Here is a 16,668-nt window from a genome sequence, read left to right on the forward strand (position 1 = left end):
CCCGGCGATCACGGGGAACGCGCGGGGGGTCCACGCCGTCCCGGTGGGCGCGCACGATGTGGTGCGACTCGCGTCCCGCCAGTTCACGGCGCCCCGTCGTATGCGCCGGTGCGCTAGATGCGGACCTCGACCGTGCGGGCCAGGCGGTCGTGCAGGCCGCGGCCGTCGCGGTCCCAGATCAGGGCGGGCACCGCCAGGCACAGCAGCGCCGTGCGCAGCAGCGCGCGCAGCGGTTGTACACGGCCGGTGTCCAGCGCGACGACCCGGAGACCGAAGAGACGCTTTCCGGGAGTGAAGCCGACCGTGCCGACCGTCAGCGCGCCCAGCACGAAGAAGACGAGCAGCGCCCAGTTGCCGGTCGACCGGTCGTAGCCATGGGTGATGAGGCCGTATGCGATCAGCAGGCACAGGCCCCAGTCGACGGCCAGGGCGCCCAGGCGCCGTCCCGGGCGGGCGATCGAGCCCGGCCCCTCCTCCGGCAGGCCGAGCTGCTCGCCGCGGTATCCGAAGTCGACTCCGGCGTCCTCGGCGGCCGCGCGGGGGCCCGAGAGCCAGGATCCGATCACTTCCCTCTTGTCCACGCGTCCACCGTACTGCCCACGTTTCGCGATCCGGACAGGCGGGGTCGGAGCAGCCCGAGTCCGGTTAACTTGTGCGAAACAAATGGGTCACGCCTGAGAAATCACCCGTATCTAGTGTCGAGGGCACCGTGTGCCACCGCACTGGCCGCACGAAAGAACTACCACCCCGGCAGGACGGTCGGGAGTAGGAGGAGCTGGATGTTCCAGAACGCCGACGAGGCCAAGAAGTTCATCGCGGACGAGGACGTCAAGTTCATCGACGTCCGCTTCTGCGACCTGCCGGGCGTCATGCAGCACTTCTCGCTGCCTGCCGAAGCGTTCGACCCCGACGACGAGCAGGCGTTCGACGGTTCGTCGATCCGCGGCTTCCAGGCCATCCACGAGTCCGACATGGCGCTGCGCCCCGACCTGTCGACCGCGCGGCTGGACCCCTTCCGCCGCGACAAGACGCTCAACATCAACTTCTTCATCCACGACCCGATCACGGGCGAGCAGTACTCCCGTGACCCGCGCAACGTGGCGAAGAAGGCCGAGGCCTACCTGGCCTCCACCGGTATCGCGGACACCGCGTTCTTCGGTCCGGAGGCCGAGTTCTACGTCTTCGACAACGTGCGCTTCAAGACGTCCGAGAACGAGTCCTTCTACCACATCGACTCCGAGGCGGGCGCCTGGAACACCGGCGCCCTCGAGGACAACCGTGGTTACAAGGTCCGCTACAAGGGCGGCTACTTCCCGGTCCCGCCGGTCGACCACTTCGCCGACCTGCGCGCCGAGATCTCCCTGGAGCTGGCCAAGGCCGGCCTGCAGGTCGAGCGCCAGCACCACGAGGTCGGCACCGCCGGCCAGGCCGAGATCAACTACAAGTTCAACACGCTGCTCGCCGCCGCCGACGACCTCCAGCTCTTCAAGTACATCGTGAAGAACGTCGCCTGGCGCAACGGCAAGACCGCGACCTTCATGCCGAAGCCGATCTTCGGCGACAACGGCTCGGGCATGCACGTGCACCAGTCGCTGTGGAGCAACGGCGAGCCGCTGTTCTACGACGAGCAGGGCTACGCCGGCCTGTCGGACACCGCCCGTTACTACATCGGCGGCATCCTCAGGCACGCCCCGTCGCTGCTGGCCTTCACCAACCCGACCGTGAACTCGTACCACCGCCTGGTGCCGGGCTTCGAGGCGCCGGTGAACCTGGTGTACTCGCAGCGCAACCGCTCCGCGGCCATGCGTATCCCGATCACGGGCTCGAACCCGAAGGCCAAGCGCGTCGAGTTCCGCGCGCCGGACGCCTCCGGCAACCCGTACCTGGCCTTCGCGGCGCTGCTGCTCGCGGGCCTGGACGGCATCAAGAACAAGATCGAGCCGGCCGAGCCGATCGACAAGGACCTGTACGAGCTGGCTCCCGAGGAGCACGCGAACGTCGCCCAGGTCCCGACCTCGCTCCCGGCCGTCCTCGACTCGCTGGAGCGCGACCACGAGTTCCTGCTCGCCGGTGACGTGTTCACCTCCGACCTGATCGAGACGTGGATCGACTTCAAGCGCGCGAACGAAATCGCTCCGCTGCAGCTGCGTCCGCACCCGCACGAGTTCGAGCTGTACTTCGACGTGTGACAGGCGGGGTGATCCGGCGCCGATCGGCGCTGCGCCGACGAGCGCCGGATCGCCCCCCTGACCGGCCGGAAGCAGCCGCGAACCGTCGCGAACCGTCGTGGCCGAGGCCCCGCCGCTCACCGCTGGAACTCCAGCGGTGAGCGGCGGGGCCTTCGTGTCCTTCGCCCACCGGCGGCCGAAAGGTGACGCCCGGTGGACACGCGACCGCGTCGACGCCGTCGTATCCTTTCCGGCACGACTGTTCGACAGCGGGTGACGGGGAGATACGGGGATGTCGGGACAGGACGACTTCCAGCGGGAGTTCGACCTCCGCTGGGCGGACCAGGCCGAGCACAAGGAGCCGTCGGCGCGGGCCCGGATGCTGGCCGCCCGGTGGAAGCACGACCCGCCCGGACCACAGCCCTTCCGCGCCGGCCCGGACGCGGCGGGACCGCGCCGGTCGTCGTGGGTGTCGACGGCGATCGTGCTGGGCTGCGTCGCCGGGATCGTGCTGCTGCTGGGCTGGGCGCGGTTCCGGGCCCCGTACTGACCGGTTGCGGGCCCCGCACAGCCTTCTGACAGGGACCTTTTGCGGCTCCTGGGGCCGATCGGGACCGTTTCATTGCGGCGGCCGGGTGCACACTTGCAGTGGGACGAGTGCCTGACTGCGGGGTGATCAAAAATGCAGAGCCGCTTCCGGAGCGACCGGCGGCTGACCGTGCGGATGACGGTCACGATGTTCCTGCTCGGGCTGTTGTACGTGGTCTTCGTCGCCGCGCTGATCGCGCTGCTGAAGTCCTGGGTGCTGGTCGTCGTGATCGCGGCCGCGCTGCTCGCCGCCCAGTACTGGTTCTCCGACCGGATCGCGCTGTTCGCCATGCACGGGCGGGTCGTGGAGCGGGAGGAGTACCCGGAACTGCACGGCGTGATCGACCGGCTGTGCGCCATGGCGGACATGCCGAAGCCGGTGGTCGCCGTCTCCGACATGGATATGCCGAACGCGTTCGCGACCGGCCGCAATCCCGACAACGCGGTCGTCTGCGTGACGACCGGGCTGCTGCGCCGGCTGGAGCCCGGCGAACTGGAGGGCGTGCTCGCGCACGAGCTGTCGCACGTCGCGCACAAGGACGTCGCCGTGATCACGATCGCGTCGTTCCTCGGCATGATCGCCGGGCTGATGGTCCGGTTCGCCTTCTACTCGTCGATGTTCCGCGGGCGCAAGGACCAGAACACCGTCGTAGTGCTCGCGTCCGTGATGGCCGTGTCCGCGGCCGTGTACGCGATCAGCTTCCTGCTCATACGGGCGCTGTCGCGGTACCGGGAGCTGGCGGCGGACCGGGCGGCGGCCCTGCTGACCGGGCGGCCCTCGGCGCTGGCGTCGGCGCTGACCAAGGTCACCGGGGACATCGCGCGGATCCCGACCAGGGACCTGCGCACCGCCCAGGCCTTCAACGCCTTCTACTTCACCCCCGCCACCGGCCGGGAGCCCGGCATCGAGCGGTACTTCTCCACCCACCCGACCCTGCAGCAGCGGCTGGACCAGCTCGGGCGGATCTCCGCCGAACTGGGTGAGGCCGCCACCCCCGGAAGGGCCTGAACATGGGTCTGCTGGACGTCATCCTCGGCCGTACGAAACCGGTCCCGCCGGACCTGGACCGGCTGTTCGGTCTGCCGTCGGCGGCCGTGACCCTGGAGGTCGCGGCCGGTTTCACGCCGACCGGCACCGGCGCGGTGTGTTTCGCCACGGTCGAGGGCGCGGCGTTCGAGCAGACGCACCGCGAGGTCGAGGAGCTGCTCGACGCGGACGCCGACCGACAGGGGTCCCCCGGCGCGGGCGGGGCCGGGAGCGCGGCAGGCTCCCCGGTGGAGCTGGTGCGCGACGAGTACGGCTACTCGTGGCTGGTCTCCCGCCGCTCCCCCGAGCAGCTGTCGGAGCTGGTCACCGACCTGCACGCGGTGAACACCTCGCTGGAGTCCAACGGCTTCGGCCCGCAACTGCTGTGTTCCCTCGTCTCCTTCCGCGCCGAGGACGACCGTCGGCTGGCCCTGGTCTACCTCTACAAGCGCGGTACGTTCTATCCCTTCGCGCCGCTGCCCGGCCCGGGCGGGCGGCGTGACAACGCGCTGGAGCTGCAGATGCGGGCGGCGCTCGCCGACGACCTGCGGATGGAGCAGGACCTCGACCGCTGGTTCCCGGTGTGGGGCGCCCCCGGGATGGCCGACTGAGGCCGCAGGGCCGGCGCGAGTCCGCCGCGCGCGGATGCGGCAGGCTCGCGCCGGAGATCTTCGGCGGCTCGCGGCACCAGGACGGCAGGGTCCCGGAGGAGAACCGCTTGCCGGCGGCGGCCGGCTCGGCCGCGTGTCGTCAGCCTTCCTGCGGCAGTTGTCGCTTGTAGGTCTCGCCGGGGAACTGGATGTGCAGATGGCCGGTGTAGACACTCGCCGCGAAGGCGTCCCGCTCCCGCGGGGTGAGGGCCAGACCGGACCGCACGTTCATGGCGTCCGTGGTGATCCTGTCGAGGTCGGGAGCGGTGCGGGCGTCGACCCGGTTCGTGGCGATGAACCCGCTCATCGTGCTCCGGTACTCCTTCAGGTGCTCGTGTCCCTTCCCCGCGCCCAGCGCGGTCGTGCGCACCTCGTGGAGGCGGTCACCGAATTCCGCGGCGCCCGGACTGTACCCGCCGCCGGGCTCGCGAGTGCTCTCCATGATCCGGCCGCTCCGCGTGGACAGGGTGATGCGGTCGAAGTTGCCGCTTTCGAAGGCACGTCGGACGGTGACCGGATTGTTGGCGTACGCGTCGTCGTGCGCCTTGGCGGGGGTGTGGCGCCCCTCCTTCAGGACGCGGCTCATGGTGCCGAGGCGGCTCACCTCCTCGGGTTCGGCGACGACATGCGCCTCCCGGCTGTATTCCCCGGCGAACAGATCCGAGCTTCCGACGAGAGTGTCCGGGTTGCGGAAGGTCCCCTCGATGATGACGCTCCGGTTGTTCCGGCGGGCTTCGTCGATGGCCATTTCGATCCAGCGGCCCGCGGCCTTTGCGGTCACCTCCGGCATGTCCTGTGCGGACCGCTCCATCACGTCCTCGTAGTCCGGGTGGAACTGGCGGAAGGCGTCGCCGTCGATCCGTACCGGCTCGGTGCCGGTCCGCTCGCGGATGTCGTCGGCGACCGCCTCCCTGGCCCTGCTCTTGCCGACCCCCGGCTGGCCGCCCACGAACGCCGCGACCGGCTTGTCGGTGCCCGCGCCGGATCCGTCCGGGGTCCGCGCCGGCTGCGGCCCCCGGTCGAGGTCGTCCCCGAACACCAGCGGCCGGACCTTGTCCGCGTACAGAGTCCGCAACTGCTCGTCGGACAACTCCTTGCGCCACGGGGACGCGTCGGCGGGCGCGTCGGGGGGCGCGTCGGGGGGCGCGTCGGCGGGCGCGTCGGGGGGCGCGTCGCCTTCCGCAGGCCGTTCTTCCGTCCGCGGCTCGGAACGTTCGCCACGGATGCGGTTGAGCGGGGTGTCACCGACCGCTTCCCGTGTCGCGGCACGGTCGAAGGCGTCGGCACCGGCATCGGCCTTCGCGTTGAAGTCCGCCTCGGCGGATGCCTCGGCCGCCTTGTCCACGAGACGGCCGGCCACACCGACGACAGCGTCGACCGTCATCTCCACTGCCTTGCCCACCAGTTCCCCGACGCTTGCCATGGATTCGCCGGACTCGTCCATGGGCGGGGACACGCCGTCGCCGGAGGATGCGGCCGGATCGGTGGACGACCGGTCGGCCGGCCGGCCCGGGTGGGCGGGTTCCGCCGACGGTTGCCGGCCGGCCTCGCGCTCGGGGGCGGCGGGCCGCTCGGACGTGCCCGGCGGCTCGGAGCGGAGAGCAGCCGGAGCATCGTGGTGGTCCGTGGTCCGGGCGTCGCTCCGGCCTTCCTCGTGGTCCTCCCGCAGGCTCCGCTCGTGCGGCGCGGCCACCGTGTCGTCCGGCGCCCGGGCCTCGCGGGCAGGCGCACCCGGCCCGACGGACTCGGGTGCCGCGGGTGTGGGCTCACCCGCCCGGTCCTGTCCGGGCAGTTCCGGGTCCGAACCGGTCCTGTTCGCCTCGCCGGGGCCCTGATCAGTGGGCTCGGCGCGGCCCGCTCCAGGTTCTGACGGGCGCTCGGCCTCCGGACCCGGGGCGGGTGGGCGGCGGCTGTCGTCCGGAAGCGACCGCTCGTCGTTCGAGCGCTCCGCGGGGTCTGCGGACCGCTTGTCGTTCGAGCGCTCCGCGGGGTCTGCGGACCGCTTGTCGTTCGAGCGCTCCGCGGGGTCCGCGGGCCCCGGCCCGGCCGGCTGCTCCGGGGCGTGCGGGGGCCCGCTCTCAGGCCGTTCCCCGTCGGCGGCCCGCTGGACGTCGGGCCGGTCCGCCTCGTCGTTCTCGCCGGACTCGCCGGACTCGCCGGACTCGTCGGGGCGGTCCGGGCGGTCCGGGCGGTCCGGATCCCTCTGGCCCCAGTCGTCCTGCGCTCCGTCGTACCTTCCGTCGGAGTGCGGGTCGATGTCCCCTTCGTCGACCGCCTCCGGGGTGTCCTCGGAGCCTTCGACGCCCGTCTCCCCCGCGTCCCGCGCGGCCGGGTCCGCAGCGTCGGCATCGGCGTCGGCGTCGGCGTCGGCGTCGGCGTCGGCGTCGGCGGCCATGGTGTCGGCGGCCGTGTCCTGGGTGCGCGTGTCTCCGGTCTCGTGGTCGTCGGTGTCCTGCACCTCGCCGCGACGGGAGCCGGCGTCGGTCCCTTCCGGCCCCGCGGTCCCGGGCCGGCTGTCTCGCGCCTCGCCTTCGGACACGTGGAGTGTGTCCGGCGGGGGCGGAGGCGGCGGAGGGGGCGGGGGCGCGTCCGTTGCACGGAATTCGTCCATCACGTTCGTGCCTCCCCACGGCACTCGCGGGCGATCCGCTCCGCCGTCTCGTCCACCACGGTCTCCAGTCGCGGTCCGGGCTCACAGGCCAGTGCGAAGGCGCGTCTGACGTGTTCTTCCGTCGTCCCTCCCGCCACGGAGGCCACGGCGTCCCGAAGCCCGCTGCGTACGACGTCGCCGACCCTGCCGTGTGCACGCTGCGGCCCGTAGCCCGGCAGGGCACGAACCTGAAGGCGGTGGTCGGCTCCGGAGGTGCCGGTCAGGACGAGTCCTCGCGAGGCCCAGTGCGCCGTGAGCCGGTCGTCGTACACATGGGGTCCGTCGGGACGGTTCCGGCGGGCTTTGTGGATGGCTTGCAGCACGTCCAGAAAGCGGTAGTTGGCGTAGGCGAAGCGGCGCCTGTCGGCGGTCGGCGGGGCCGTGCCGAGCAAAGCAGCCGTCAGCACGGCATGCAGTCGGGCCGCGAAGTCGGCGGGGTCGACCTCGTCGCGCATCAGGGCCCGGCGCGCGGAGACGGCGCGTTCCACCGCGTAGACGAGGGTGCACTCCAGGTCCCGCGCGGGGAGCGCCGCCAAGGTGCCCCGGACCCTCTCGCCGGGGCCGGGCGCGACCATGGCCATCGCCTGGGCGGAAGCGGCCGCTTCCACCCAGAGCACGAGGAGCGGCTCCAGGGAGTGGTGGTGGGAGTCGTTCATCGTGCGCAGGGTGCACGGGGTGCTGCGGCAGGAGGCTCCGCAGAGCGGGCTGCGGCCGGCGAGCAGCGGCGGATCCGTGCAAGCCCCCTCGGCGCTCTCCCCGTGTTCACCGTGCGGGATCGCGGTCAGGACGGGCCGGTCCATGCCGTCGGCGGCCACGGCGGCGCGTCCGGGCGGCAGGGCGACCACGTTCTCGCTCTGCTCCTGCTGGAGGTTCATCGTGGCGCCCACGGACCGGCGGTCGTCCTCCGCCGGAAGCCTGTGCATGATCTTCAGCGCGCTGTTCTTGATCACGTCGGGCAGGATCTTGCTGGGGATCTGCTCCACGACGACGACACCTTCGCCGTACGCCCGGATCTCGGCGAGGAGCGAGGCGAACAGTTCGACGGCCGCGGCCGCGGGGCCGTCCTCGACGTTCTTGAGCAGCCGGTGTGCCTCCTCCACGACGAGCACGTGACGCAGGGGCACCCCGCCCGCGCCGTGGTGGACCCGCAGGTGTTCCACGATGCGGATGAGGACGGCCCCGATGAGGAAGGCCTTGTCCTGGTCGTTCGTGATCGTCTCCAGCTCCAGGACCACGTTCCCGGACAGCAGGCGGGCGATGTCCATCGGGTGGCCGCCCTCGAAGAACCGTCCCGGGGTGCCCTCCCGCAGCGAGCCCATGCGGACGTCGACGAAGCCCCGTACGTCGCCGGTGACCTCCTTGCCGTACCCGATCGTCTCGACCACCTGCCGCGCGGTCTCCTGGAGCGCGCCCAGGGAGGGGTAGACCGCCGTCCGGGGTTCGTCCGGCTCGTCCAGCGAGAACTTCGGCTTGTGGGCCGGGCGCGGCTCGCCGGTGACGAGGTCCCATCCGGCCTCCGTGTAGCACCGGGTGAGTGCCCGGGCCAGCACCTGCGGGAAGGGCTCGTGCCCCTCGAAGGCCGCCAGGAAGAGGGCTCGTACGAGGTCCACGTGGCTTTGCAGGGGGAAGCCGGGCTCCGGTTCCAGCGGGTTGAGCGAGGCGGGCGGGACGTCCACGTCCCCCGGCCGGATGACGGTGACCCGGCGCATGCCCTCGGGTCCGCCCGCCGAAGCGAGGCGGCCGGCCATGCGCGCGTACTCGGCCTTGGCCGGCTCGACCGCCAGCCAGGGAACGGGCCGTTCGTGCGTGGACAGGGCGGTGAGCAGGCTCCGTACGGTCTGCGACTTGCCCGACCCGGTGGCCCCGCAGACGAACGCGTGCCGGTTGAGCGTCGAGCGCGACACGCGCAGCCGGCCCGCGGCCGACAGCGACTCGTCCAGGATGTCGCCGATCAGGAAACCGTCGGCGGCCACGGCCGCTGCCGCGTCGTCGGAGGTGACGTCGAAGCGGTTCGGAGCCACCGTACGGATCCCGGGGAGTTCCCGCTTCGGCGGCCGGGCGAGCGCCCCGACCAGTTCCGCGGGGGCCATGAAGGGGACGGCGCCGGGCGGTCCGTACCCGCTGCCGGCCGGGGACACCGCGGTCAGCGCCTCGGCGAGGGGCACGGGGCGTCTCGTCGGCACGAGCACGTACGGCAGCTCGTCCAGGTCGCCCGATCCGCACAGCAGCGCCGCCGAGGCGAGCGCCGACTCGGGCCGTTCGGCACCGACCAGCACGCGCACGTTCCACACACCCGTGGCCAGTGCCCTGGTCAGCTCGCGGTGGCGGGCCTCGGCCCGTTCGGCGGCCAGCCGGTCGGCCGCCGAGTTCTCCCGCTGGCGCAGCCGGGGCAACTGCACGGACAGCGCGGCCCGCTCCTGTTCCAGCCGCTCGTACGGCACGGGCTCGGCGAGCACCAGCCAGGCGAAGGGGTCCGGAAGATGGGCCACGGCATCGTCGAACGAGGCGCGTGCTTCCGTCGGCAGGGCCCGCTCGTCGGACCCGATGCGCAGGGCGTCGTGGAAGCCGAGGCAGGGGATCCAGCACGCCATCCGTCCCAGCACGGCGGCGGCCTCCCCGGGAGGAAGTTCCCTGGCGGTGGCCCCGGGTGGATAGCGCAGCGGCCTCCCGCCGGCCGGACAGGGCGCGTCGTCACCGGCCGGCGGGAAGAACGGGGCGCCTCCGGCGAGGAAGCGCAGTGGCTGCCGGCGGTCGGGGCGAACCCACGCCACCGCGATGCCGGACGGACCGGTCCCGCCTCCCGCCGCTTCCCCCGGACCGGTCCCGTCTCCCGCCGTTTCCCCCGGACCGGACCCGCCTCCCGCCGCTTCCCCCGGACCGGACCCGCCTCCCGCCGGACCGGCCCCGCCCTCTGCCGGGCGTGGCTCCTCGCCGGGTCCCGTCCCTCCGTGCCGCGAGAGCACGGCGTGCATCGCCGTCACCGCGGCGGCCAGCTGAGCCGCCGTGCGGTCCTCGGCCTGCGGGCCGTCGGCCCTGCGGGGGACCGTCAGCCACTGGTGGAACCGGTAGACGTCCAGCCGCGGGCCGGCGGTGCCGCACGGGGTGTCGGGCCGGCTCATGGCAGGACCGTCCGAGGCCGCCGGGAGAGCCGGGGCATGAGGTTGATCCCGGGATTGCAGTCGCCGAACACCACCCGGCGCCCGCCGGGACCGGCCTCGACCAGGATCAGGCCGGTGACCGGCAGAGCCTGCAACCGGGTGGGCTCGACCGCGAACTCGTAGACCCGGCTGCGGGTCTCGCCGTCGGTCGTGGAAGTCGCCAGCGACGAGTTGGTCGACTCCTGCCAGCTGCGCGACAGGGACGTGGAGAAGGAGGAGGAACGCCCCCAACTGCCGCCGCCGGAACCACCACCGCTGTTGGAGCCCTGCGAGTCCGATGCGCCGCGCTGGTATGTGTAGCTGTCGGAGCGCCCCTCGGTCAGGGTCTCCCCGACCTGCCGGGTCACCTGGTTCACGAGGAACTTGTGCTCCTGCCCGATGAACCCGGCGGCGGACTTGGCCTCTTCGCCGTTCCCCATGCGCATGAACACCGTGGCACTGTCCGAACCGCCGGCCACCTGCGCCGGTCCCTCCCTGAGGTGCTCCATGAGCAGGACGAGACGCACCCCGGTGGTCCGCGCCTGGCGGGCCATCGCCTCCAGCGCGTCGCGGCCGAGGTGGTCGGCTCCGGCGATGACGAGGGTGGCCGTGCCGTCGAGGCGGAGAGCGGGCAGCGCGTGCAGCAGGTGGAAGAAGGCCAGACGGTCCGCGAGGTCCTTGCGCCGGCGAATGGGGTCCTCGCTGGTGACGACCGTGAGGGCACCGGGCTGCCACCAGTCGGCCACCGGCGTACCGGAGGACCGCACGGGTTCCGCCTGCCCGGCCCGCGTCAGCAGCTCCAGCTGGGACCACACGTACCGCAGTTCGTTCTGCACCCGCTCGGTCTGCCCCACGAGGTCGATGGCCTGCGTCATCGCCTCGACCTCGGCGGCGCTCAGCGGACCGGATCCGTCGGAGGCGATGTCGTACGTCCGCAGCAGGACACGGAGTCCGGCGGCGAGCCGGACGAGGTCGACGCGGCCCTCCAGACGACCGGCCACGGTACGCAGCACGTCCACGTCGACGCTGTGCAGATCCATGTCGGTGCCGGGCGGCCGTATGGTCGCCAACGCCTCCGCGACGGTTTCGGCGAGTTCTTCGGGCGAGGCTCCCGCGCCCAGGTCGGTGCGGACGAGGGTGCCGGGCATCGGGACGTGCCGGACGGCCACCTCGTGCTGGACGGCGAGACCGGCCAGTTCGAGGGCGACGGCCTGCTCGGTCAGGTCGAGGACGACCATCGGACGGCCGGCATTCAGCAGCGGGCCGCCGACGGTGGCGAGCAGACTCGCCCACCCGTCCGCCGTCCCGCCGAACACGTCGATCCGGCTGGGACGCGAGGTGAGGGCCACGGGGAACCACACGTCCAGGCTCTCGTTCCGCCTCCGGTGCTCGTCCTGGTGCGCGGCGAGCCGGGCCCGCCACGCGGCCATGTTCGCGTCATGGGCGGCACGGGCTTGCGCCTGCCGGCTCGCGAGGCGGCGCTCGGCCGCACGCACCTTGCCCTGGGGAGAACTCGCACTCATGATCACGGCCACGATCACGGCCACCGTGACGAGGCCGAGCACGCCGGCGCTGAAGAAGGCGACGGCGGCCACCACGAGCGTGACACAGCCGCCCCCGAAGCCGCTGCGCCCTTCGGTGGCCCGCTCCTGCGCGTGGCGGAGTTCGGCGTGGGACGGCTCCTGGTAGACCGGAGGCCGGTCGGCCTCGGCGTGCGGAGGTGGTTCCGGCGGCTGGACGAACTCCCAGCCCCAGCGCTCCACCCCGCTGAAGACGTGTTCCGCGAGCCCCTTGCCCGGGGCGTCCGCGGATGCGTTCTCGTTGCGCATGTACTCCCTGCTTCGTCGTCGGTCCCGGGCCATGTACGCGTCGGCCACGCCGCCCTCGGAACCCCGCTCCCGGTCGGCGGCCGAGGCGACGGGGCGGACGGGTGCGCACACCCGTCCGCCCCTCGGCCCGGCGGAAGCCGCGTCGGCGCGGGCCGGCCCACCCCCGGCCGAGGACACCCGGCCGAGGCCACCCGGGCCGATGAGGGCCGGTCGAGGCCGCCTGGCCGATGAGGGCCGCCCGATGAGGGCCGGCCCATGAGGGCCGGCCGGTGAGGTCCGGAGACCTACCAGGTGGGGCCGGAGCGGGGCGTCTCGGCGCGCCTGCGGGCCTCCGCCTCCTCGACACGCGCCTGGTACTCGGCCTCCTGCCTGGCCTGGAACTCCGCGTGCTCGCGCTCGGCGCGCCGGCGGGCCTCTTCGAGGATCCGCACCTCTTCGTCGCTCAGGTGCATGACGTTCTCCCGTCTGTCTGGGTTCGGAGCTGGGTTCGAAGGCGAGGGTTCGCGAGGATTCGCGGGTGCTCGGCCCTCGGAACCGAGTTTTCGCAGCGGGAAGTTGTTGCGTAAGCCTCGCTCGGAGATGAAACAAACCTGCCTGGCCCGCCGTCGTACGACGTGAAACCGTCTTGTCGGCCCCGCGCCGGTCCCGGTTGAGTGCGTAGACAGCAAGCAGGGGAAAGGGCGGGGGCGCCCGGACAAGGAGCGGGGGATGGGGCGCCAGGAGAAGCCGTTGGACCCTGACGCGGGACCGGTGGCACGGTTCGCTCACGAACTGCGCCGACTGCGCCGCCGGGCCGGCGGGCCGACCTACGCGGCGATGGCCTCCCGGGCGGGCTACTCGGTGGCGACGCTGTCACGGGCCGCCGCGGGTGAGCAGTTGCCCTCGCTGCCGGTCGTACGGGCCTACGCGACAGCCTGCGGCGCGGATCCCGCGGAGTGGGAGGAGCGCTGGCACGCCGTCTCCGCGGAACTGGCCGCGTCGCAGCGCGAGGAGGACGACGCCCCGGCTCCCTACCGCGGACTGGCCCGCTTCGAGCCCGGCGATCAGGAACTGTTCTTCGGCCGCGACGAGCTGAGTGCCGAACTCGCCGCCCTGGCGCACGAGCATCGTGTGATCGCCGTGCTCGGCCCCTCCGGCAGCGGCAAGTCCTCCCTGCTGCGCGCCGGACTGATTCCCCGGCTCCGTCAGCCCTCGCGGACCGATGCCCCCGGCCCGCCCCCGGCGGCGGTGCGCATCCTCACGCCCGGATCGGGCCCCCTGGACGGTCACCGGCCCGCGTTCGTCCCCGCGGACGGCGAGGGGGAGACCTGGGTGATCGTGGACCAGTTCGAGGAAGTCTTCACCCTGTGCACCGACGCGGCCCGGCAACTGGCCTTCATCGAGACCGTGCTGACGGCACGGCGGGCCGGCAGCCGACTGCGCGTGGTGCTCGGCGTCCGGGCCGACTTCTACGCCCGTTGCCTCGAACACCCGGAGCTGGCGACCGTGATCCGTACGGCAGCCCTGCCGGTCGGGCCGATGACCGAGGCGGAACTGCGCCAGGTGATCATCAAGCCGGCGGCCCTGCACGGCCTGGTCGTCGAACGCGCCCTGACAGCCCGTCTGCTCAACGACATCACCGCCGAGCACAGTGCGCTGCCGCTGTTGTCCCACGTGCTGCTGGAGACCTGGCGCCGACGCCACGCCCGTACCCTCACCCTCGAAGCGTACGAACGAGCCGGCGGGCTACAGGGATCCATGGCGCAGACCGCGGAAGCCGCCTTCGCCCGGCTCGACGCCGACCGGCAGCGGACGGCCCGCGGAATCCTGCTTCGCCTGATCACACCGGGTGAAGGCGCCCCGGACACCCGGCGCCCGACGACCCGTGCCGAACTCGAGGACACCGGTCACGAGGCCGGGGAGGTCCTCGACCACCTGGGCCGCTGCCGCCTCCTCACACTCGATCACGAACGCGTCGACCTGGCCCACGAGGCACTGATCGGGGGCTGGCCGCGGCTCGCGCGATGGATCGAGGAAGACCGAGAACGCCTCCGTCTCCACCGCCGCCTCACCGAGGCCGCCGGTCAGTGGGACACCTCGGGCCGTGACGCGGGAGCGCTCCTGCGCGGCACCCCGCTGACGACCGCCGCCCAGACCTTCGCAGCGCCCGAACACAGGAGAACGCTCACCGGCGTCGAGAGCGACTTCCTGGAACGGAGCATGACGGCCCGGCGCAGGCGGACACGGCTCCGGCGCGCGACCACCGCCGCACTGAGCGTCCTCGTGGTCCTCTCGGTGCTGGGGACGGCGCTCGCCCTGCAACAGCACCGCGCCAAGAACGAGCAACGGGCCCAGAACTCGGCCCGCCGCACCGTCACCGTCGCCGACAGCCTGCGAACCAGCTCGCCCACCCTGGCCGGACGGCTCAGCATCGCGGCATGGCGCCTCGCCCGGACCCGGGAGAGCCGGGCTGCCCTCCTCGCGGCCCTCGGGCAGGCGGCCGAACCGGACTTCACCGCGCTGTCCCGCAACCCCGAGACCTCACACGCGTCGCTGAGCCCCGACGGAACCACGCTGCGCGTCCAGCAGGGCGAAAAGGTGCGGGAATGGGACGTGACGACTCGTAAGAAGGAGAGCGCGTACACCCTGCGCGGCATCCCCATGACCTACGGCCTTGTCGAGCCCCGCCTGGAAGAGGTCATGTCACCGCATCCGGGCCTGGCGACCTGGAGCCCGGACGGCCGGCAGGCCGCCGACGTGGCCCCAGGCGGTACGGGCGTTGCCGTCTGGGACGTGCGGACGGGAGCACGCCGCACACTCCCGAGCCGGCGGACGGACACGCTCCGGCAGATCGCCTTGTCGGACGAAGGCCGTCGGGTCGCCCTGGCGATGCGCGATCGCACGGAACTGTGGGACCTGCCGAGCAGGCGGCTGGTTCTGACCCTGCCGGTCGGCCGGGCTGGGGACGGCGCGGTCGCCGTGAGCCGCGACGGCCGCCTGCTGGCCCGATGCGGAAAGGGAGACCGCGTCGAGCTCCGGCGCATACCCGACGGGAGGATCCTCCCCCTCGTGCCCCTCGACGTGCAGGAGATCCCCAGACCCTCCTGCCGGCAGGGCACCCTTCAGTTCAGCCCCGACGGCCGGACCCTGTCCGTACTGAGGGACACCGACGTCGAACGGATCGACACGGTCACCGGACGCACCTTGGACCAGCTCGTACAAGGCGGGCTCACGGAGGTGTCCTTCAGCCCGGACTCGCGTTTCGTCGCCGGTGTCACGAACGACGAGCTGCTCCTGTGGCGCAACACCCGCGCCCCGCACGACCCGGTTCACGCACCCGACGACGAAACCGGCCTCCCCGTGCTGAAGATGTCCGTGCCCAGGGACAAGCCCTACGCGGTACGGGTCGACGTCGCCGCCGGCGTCATCCGCTACCTGGGCGCGGCGGGACGCACCGTGCGGACGGTGAACGCACGCAGCGTTCTCAGCGCGGCGTGGGACGACAGGAGCGGGGAAGCCGTGCGTTTCAGCCCCGACGGAAACACCATGGCGGTTCCGAGAACCACCGGCCGGGATCTGTCCTTCGACGTGCGCGAGACCGGTCGCGGCAGGAGGCTCCTGGGCACGACTCCGAAGGCGGACTTCCGCCCCGGCGGCGTCGTTCGGGCGACGGCCTCCTTCAGCGCCGACGGCCGCTTCTTCGCCTTCACGGCCGCCCGGATGACGCTCTCGGCCACGGAACCCGGTGACACGTCACCCGTCCGGGTCTGGGATGTCGAGGCCCGACGGCCGGTGGCGAACCTGGCGCTCGCACGGGGGCAGGAACCGCCCGACTCCCTGGCGGTGGTGAACTCCGCGGGAGCGCCGGTGGTCTACGCCCTGGTCTCCGGATCGGTGTGGGACCTGACGCACGGCAGGCAGCTCACGCGGTTCTCGGAAGGAACCAGTGCGACCGGGATCGCGGCGCACCCGCACCTGCCGCTGCTCGCGCTCGACGACGGGACCGTCCTGCGACTGCCGCGGGGCCGAGTTCTCCACGGCCGATCGGAACGCGACTTCAGCCAGGTCATGGCATACAGTCCCAGCGGCGACCTGCTCGCCACGGCGGACCGGACCGGTCGCGTCCTGCTCCACGACGGCACGACGAATTCCCCGCGGGGAGTGCTGAGCGACGGCCTCTCGGACGGCCCGGACGGCAACCCCCTGCCCGTCACCGCCCTCGCGTTCTCCCCGGACGGGCGGACGCTGGCCGTCGGAAACCCCGTCGGCCGTATCCGGCTGTGGGACCTGCCCTCCCGCACCACGCTCGGCGCCCCCCTGCCCACAGGCGGCGACAGCGTGCGAGGACTCGCCTTCTCCCCGGACGGTCGGACCCTGTACGCGCAAGGAGCGCACACCCGCCTCCGCGGCTACCCGCTCGCGCCCGAACGCCTCGCCACCGAGTTGTGCGCACGCTTCGGCTCCCTCACACGTACGGAGTGGACCACGTACATTCCGGACCAGCCGTACCGCCCCACCTGCTGACGCGACAGGATCCTGGACGGCGGACGGCGGACGGCGGACGGCGGACAGCGGACAGCGGACGGCGGACAGCGGACAGCGGACAGCGGACAGCGGGACGGGGGACGGCGGACGGTCAC

General features: G+C 72.5%; 10 protein-coding genes. 5 read left to right on the forward strand and 5 right to left on the reverse strand.

Features of this window, described 5'->3' with window-relative positions; all coding sequences use genetic code 11:
* Positions 1-113 precede the first annotated feature (113 nt).
* Positions 114-581 (reverse strand): RDD family protein, encoded by a 468-nt coding sequence (locus tag VKA29_RS04455; protein WP_324783830.1) that lies wholly within the window; start codon positions 579-581, stop codon positions 114-116.
* A 198-nt stretch (positions 582-779) separates the two neighbouring features.
* Here VKA29_RS04455 and glnA point away from each other — a divergent pair, with 198 nt between their 5' ends.
* The 4 genes from glnA (at position 780) to pspAB (ending at position 4,394) form a co-directional block, all read left to right on the forward strand.
* Entirely contained in the window at positions 780-2,189 is a 1,410-nt protein-coding gene (gene glnA, locus VKA29_RS04460; RefSeq protein ID WP_324783831.1) for a type I glutamate--ammonia ligase, read from the forward strand.
* 271 nt (positions 2,190-2,460) lie between these two features.
* Positions 2,461-2,718: a hypothetical protein gene (locus VKA29_RS04465; RefSeq protein ID WP_324783832.1), complete on the forward strand. Its 258-nt coding sequence runs from the start codon at positions 2,461-2,463 to the stop codon at positions 2,716-2,718.
* 132 nt (positions 2,719-2,850) lie between these two features.
* Positions 2,851-3,765, forward strand: coding sequence for a zinc metalloprotease HtpX (gene htpX, locus VKA29_RS04470; RefSeq protein ID WP_324783833.1), 915 nt, complete (start codon positions 2,851-2,853; stop codon positions 3,763-3,765).
* A gap of 2 nt (positions 3,766-3,767) precedes the next feature.
* Positions 3,768-4,394 (forward strand): PspA-associated protein PspAB, encoded by a 627-nt coding sequence (pspAB, locus tag VKA29_RS04475; protein ID WP_324783834.1) that lies wholly within the window; start codon positions 3,768-3,770, stop codon positions 4,392-4,394.
* A gap of 139 nt (positions 4,395-4,533) precedes the next feature.
* On the opposite strand, the gene VKA29_RS04480 is transcribed toward pspAB, so the two are convergent.
* The 4 genes from VKA29_RS04480 to VKA29_RS04495 all read right to left on the reverse strand — a co-directional run bounded on the left by VKA29_RS04480 (position 4,534) and on the right by VKA29_RS04495 (position 12,501).
* On the reverse strand, positions 4,534-6,891 hold the full coding sequence (locus tag VKA29_RS04480) for a zeta toxin family protein (RefSeq protein ID WP_324783835.1): 2,358 nt from the start codon (positions 6,889-6,891) through the stop codon (positions 4,534-4,536).
* 152 nt (positions 6,892-7,043) lie between these two features.
* Positions 7,044-10,202 (reverse strand): ATP-binding protein, encoded by a 3,159-nt coding sequence (locus tag VKA29_RS04485; protein WP_324783836.1) that lies wholly within the window; start codon positions 10,200-10,202, stop codon positions 7,044-7,046.
* Entirely contained in the window at positions 10,199-12,160 is a 1,962-nt protein-coding gene (locus tag VKA29_RS04490) for a hypothetical protein (RefSeq protein WP_324783837.1), read from the reverse strand. The genes VKA29_RS04485 and VKA29_RS04490 overlap by 4 nt, the downstream gene beginning before the upstream one ends.
* A gap of 173 nt (positions 12,161-12,333) precedes the next feature.
* Positions 12,334-12,501 (reverse strand): hypothetical protein, encoded by a 168-nt coding sequence (locus VKA29_RS04495; RefSeq protein WP_324783838.1) that lies wholly within the window; start codon positions 12,499-12,501, stop codon positions 12,334-12,336.
* Positions 12,502-12,757: 256 nt separating this feature from the next.
* Here VKA29_RS04495 and VKA29_RS04500 point away from each other — a divergent pair, with 256 nt between their 5' ends.
* Positions 12,758-16,552, forward strand: a complete 3,795-nt coding sequence (locus VKA29_RS04500) for a helix-turn-helix domain-containing protein (protein ID WP_324783839.1) — start codon at positions 12,758-12,760, stop codon at positions 16,550-16,552.
* Positions 16,553-16,668 lie beyond the last annotated feature (116 nt).

This window comes from Streptomyces sp. H51 (assembly GCF_035656535.1).
Classification (GTDB): Bacteria; Actinomycetota; Actinomycetes; order Streptomycetales; family Streptomycetaceae; genus Streptomyces.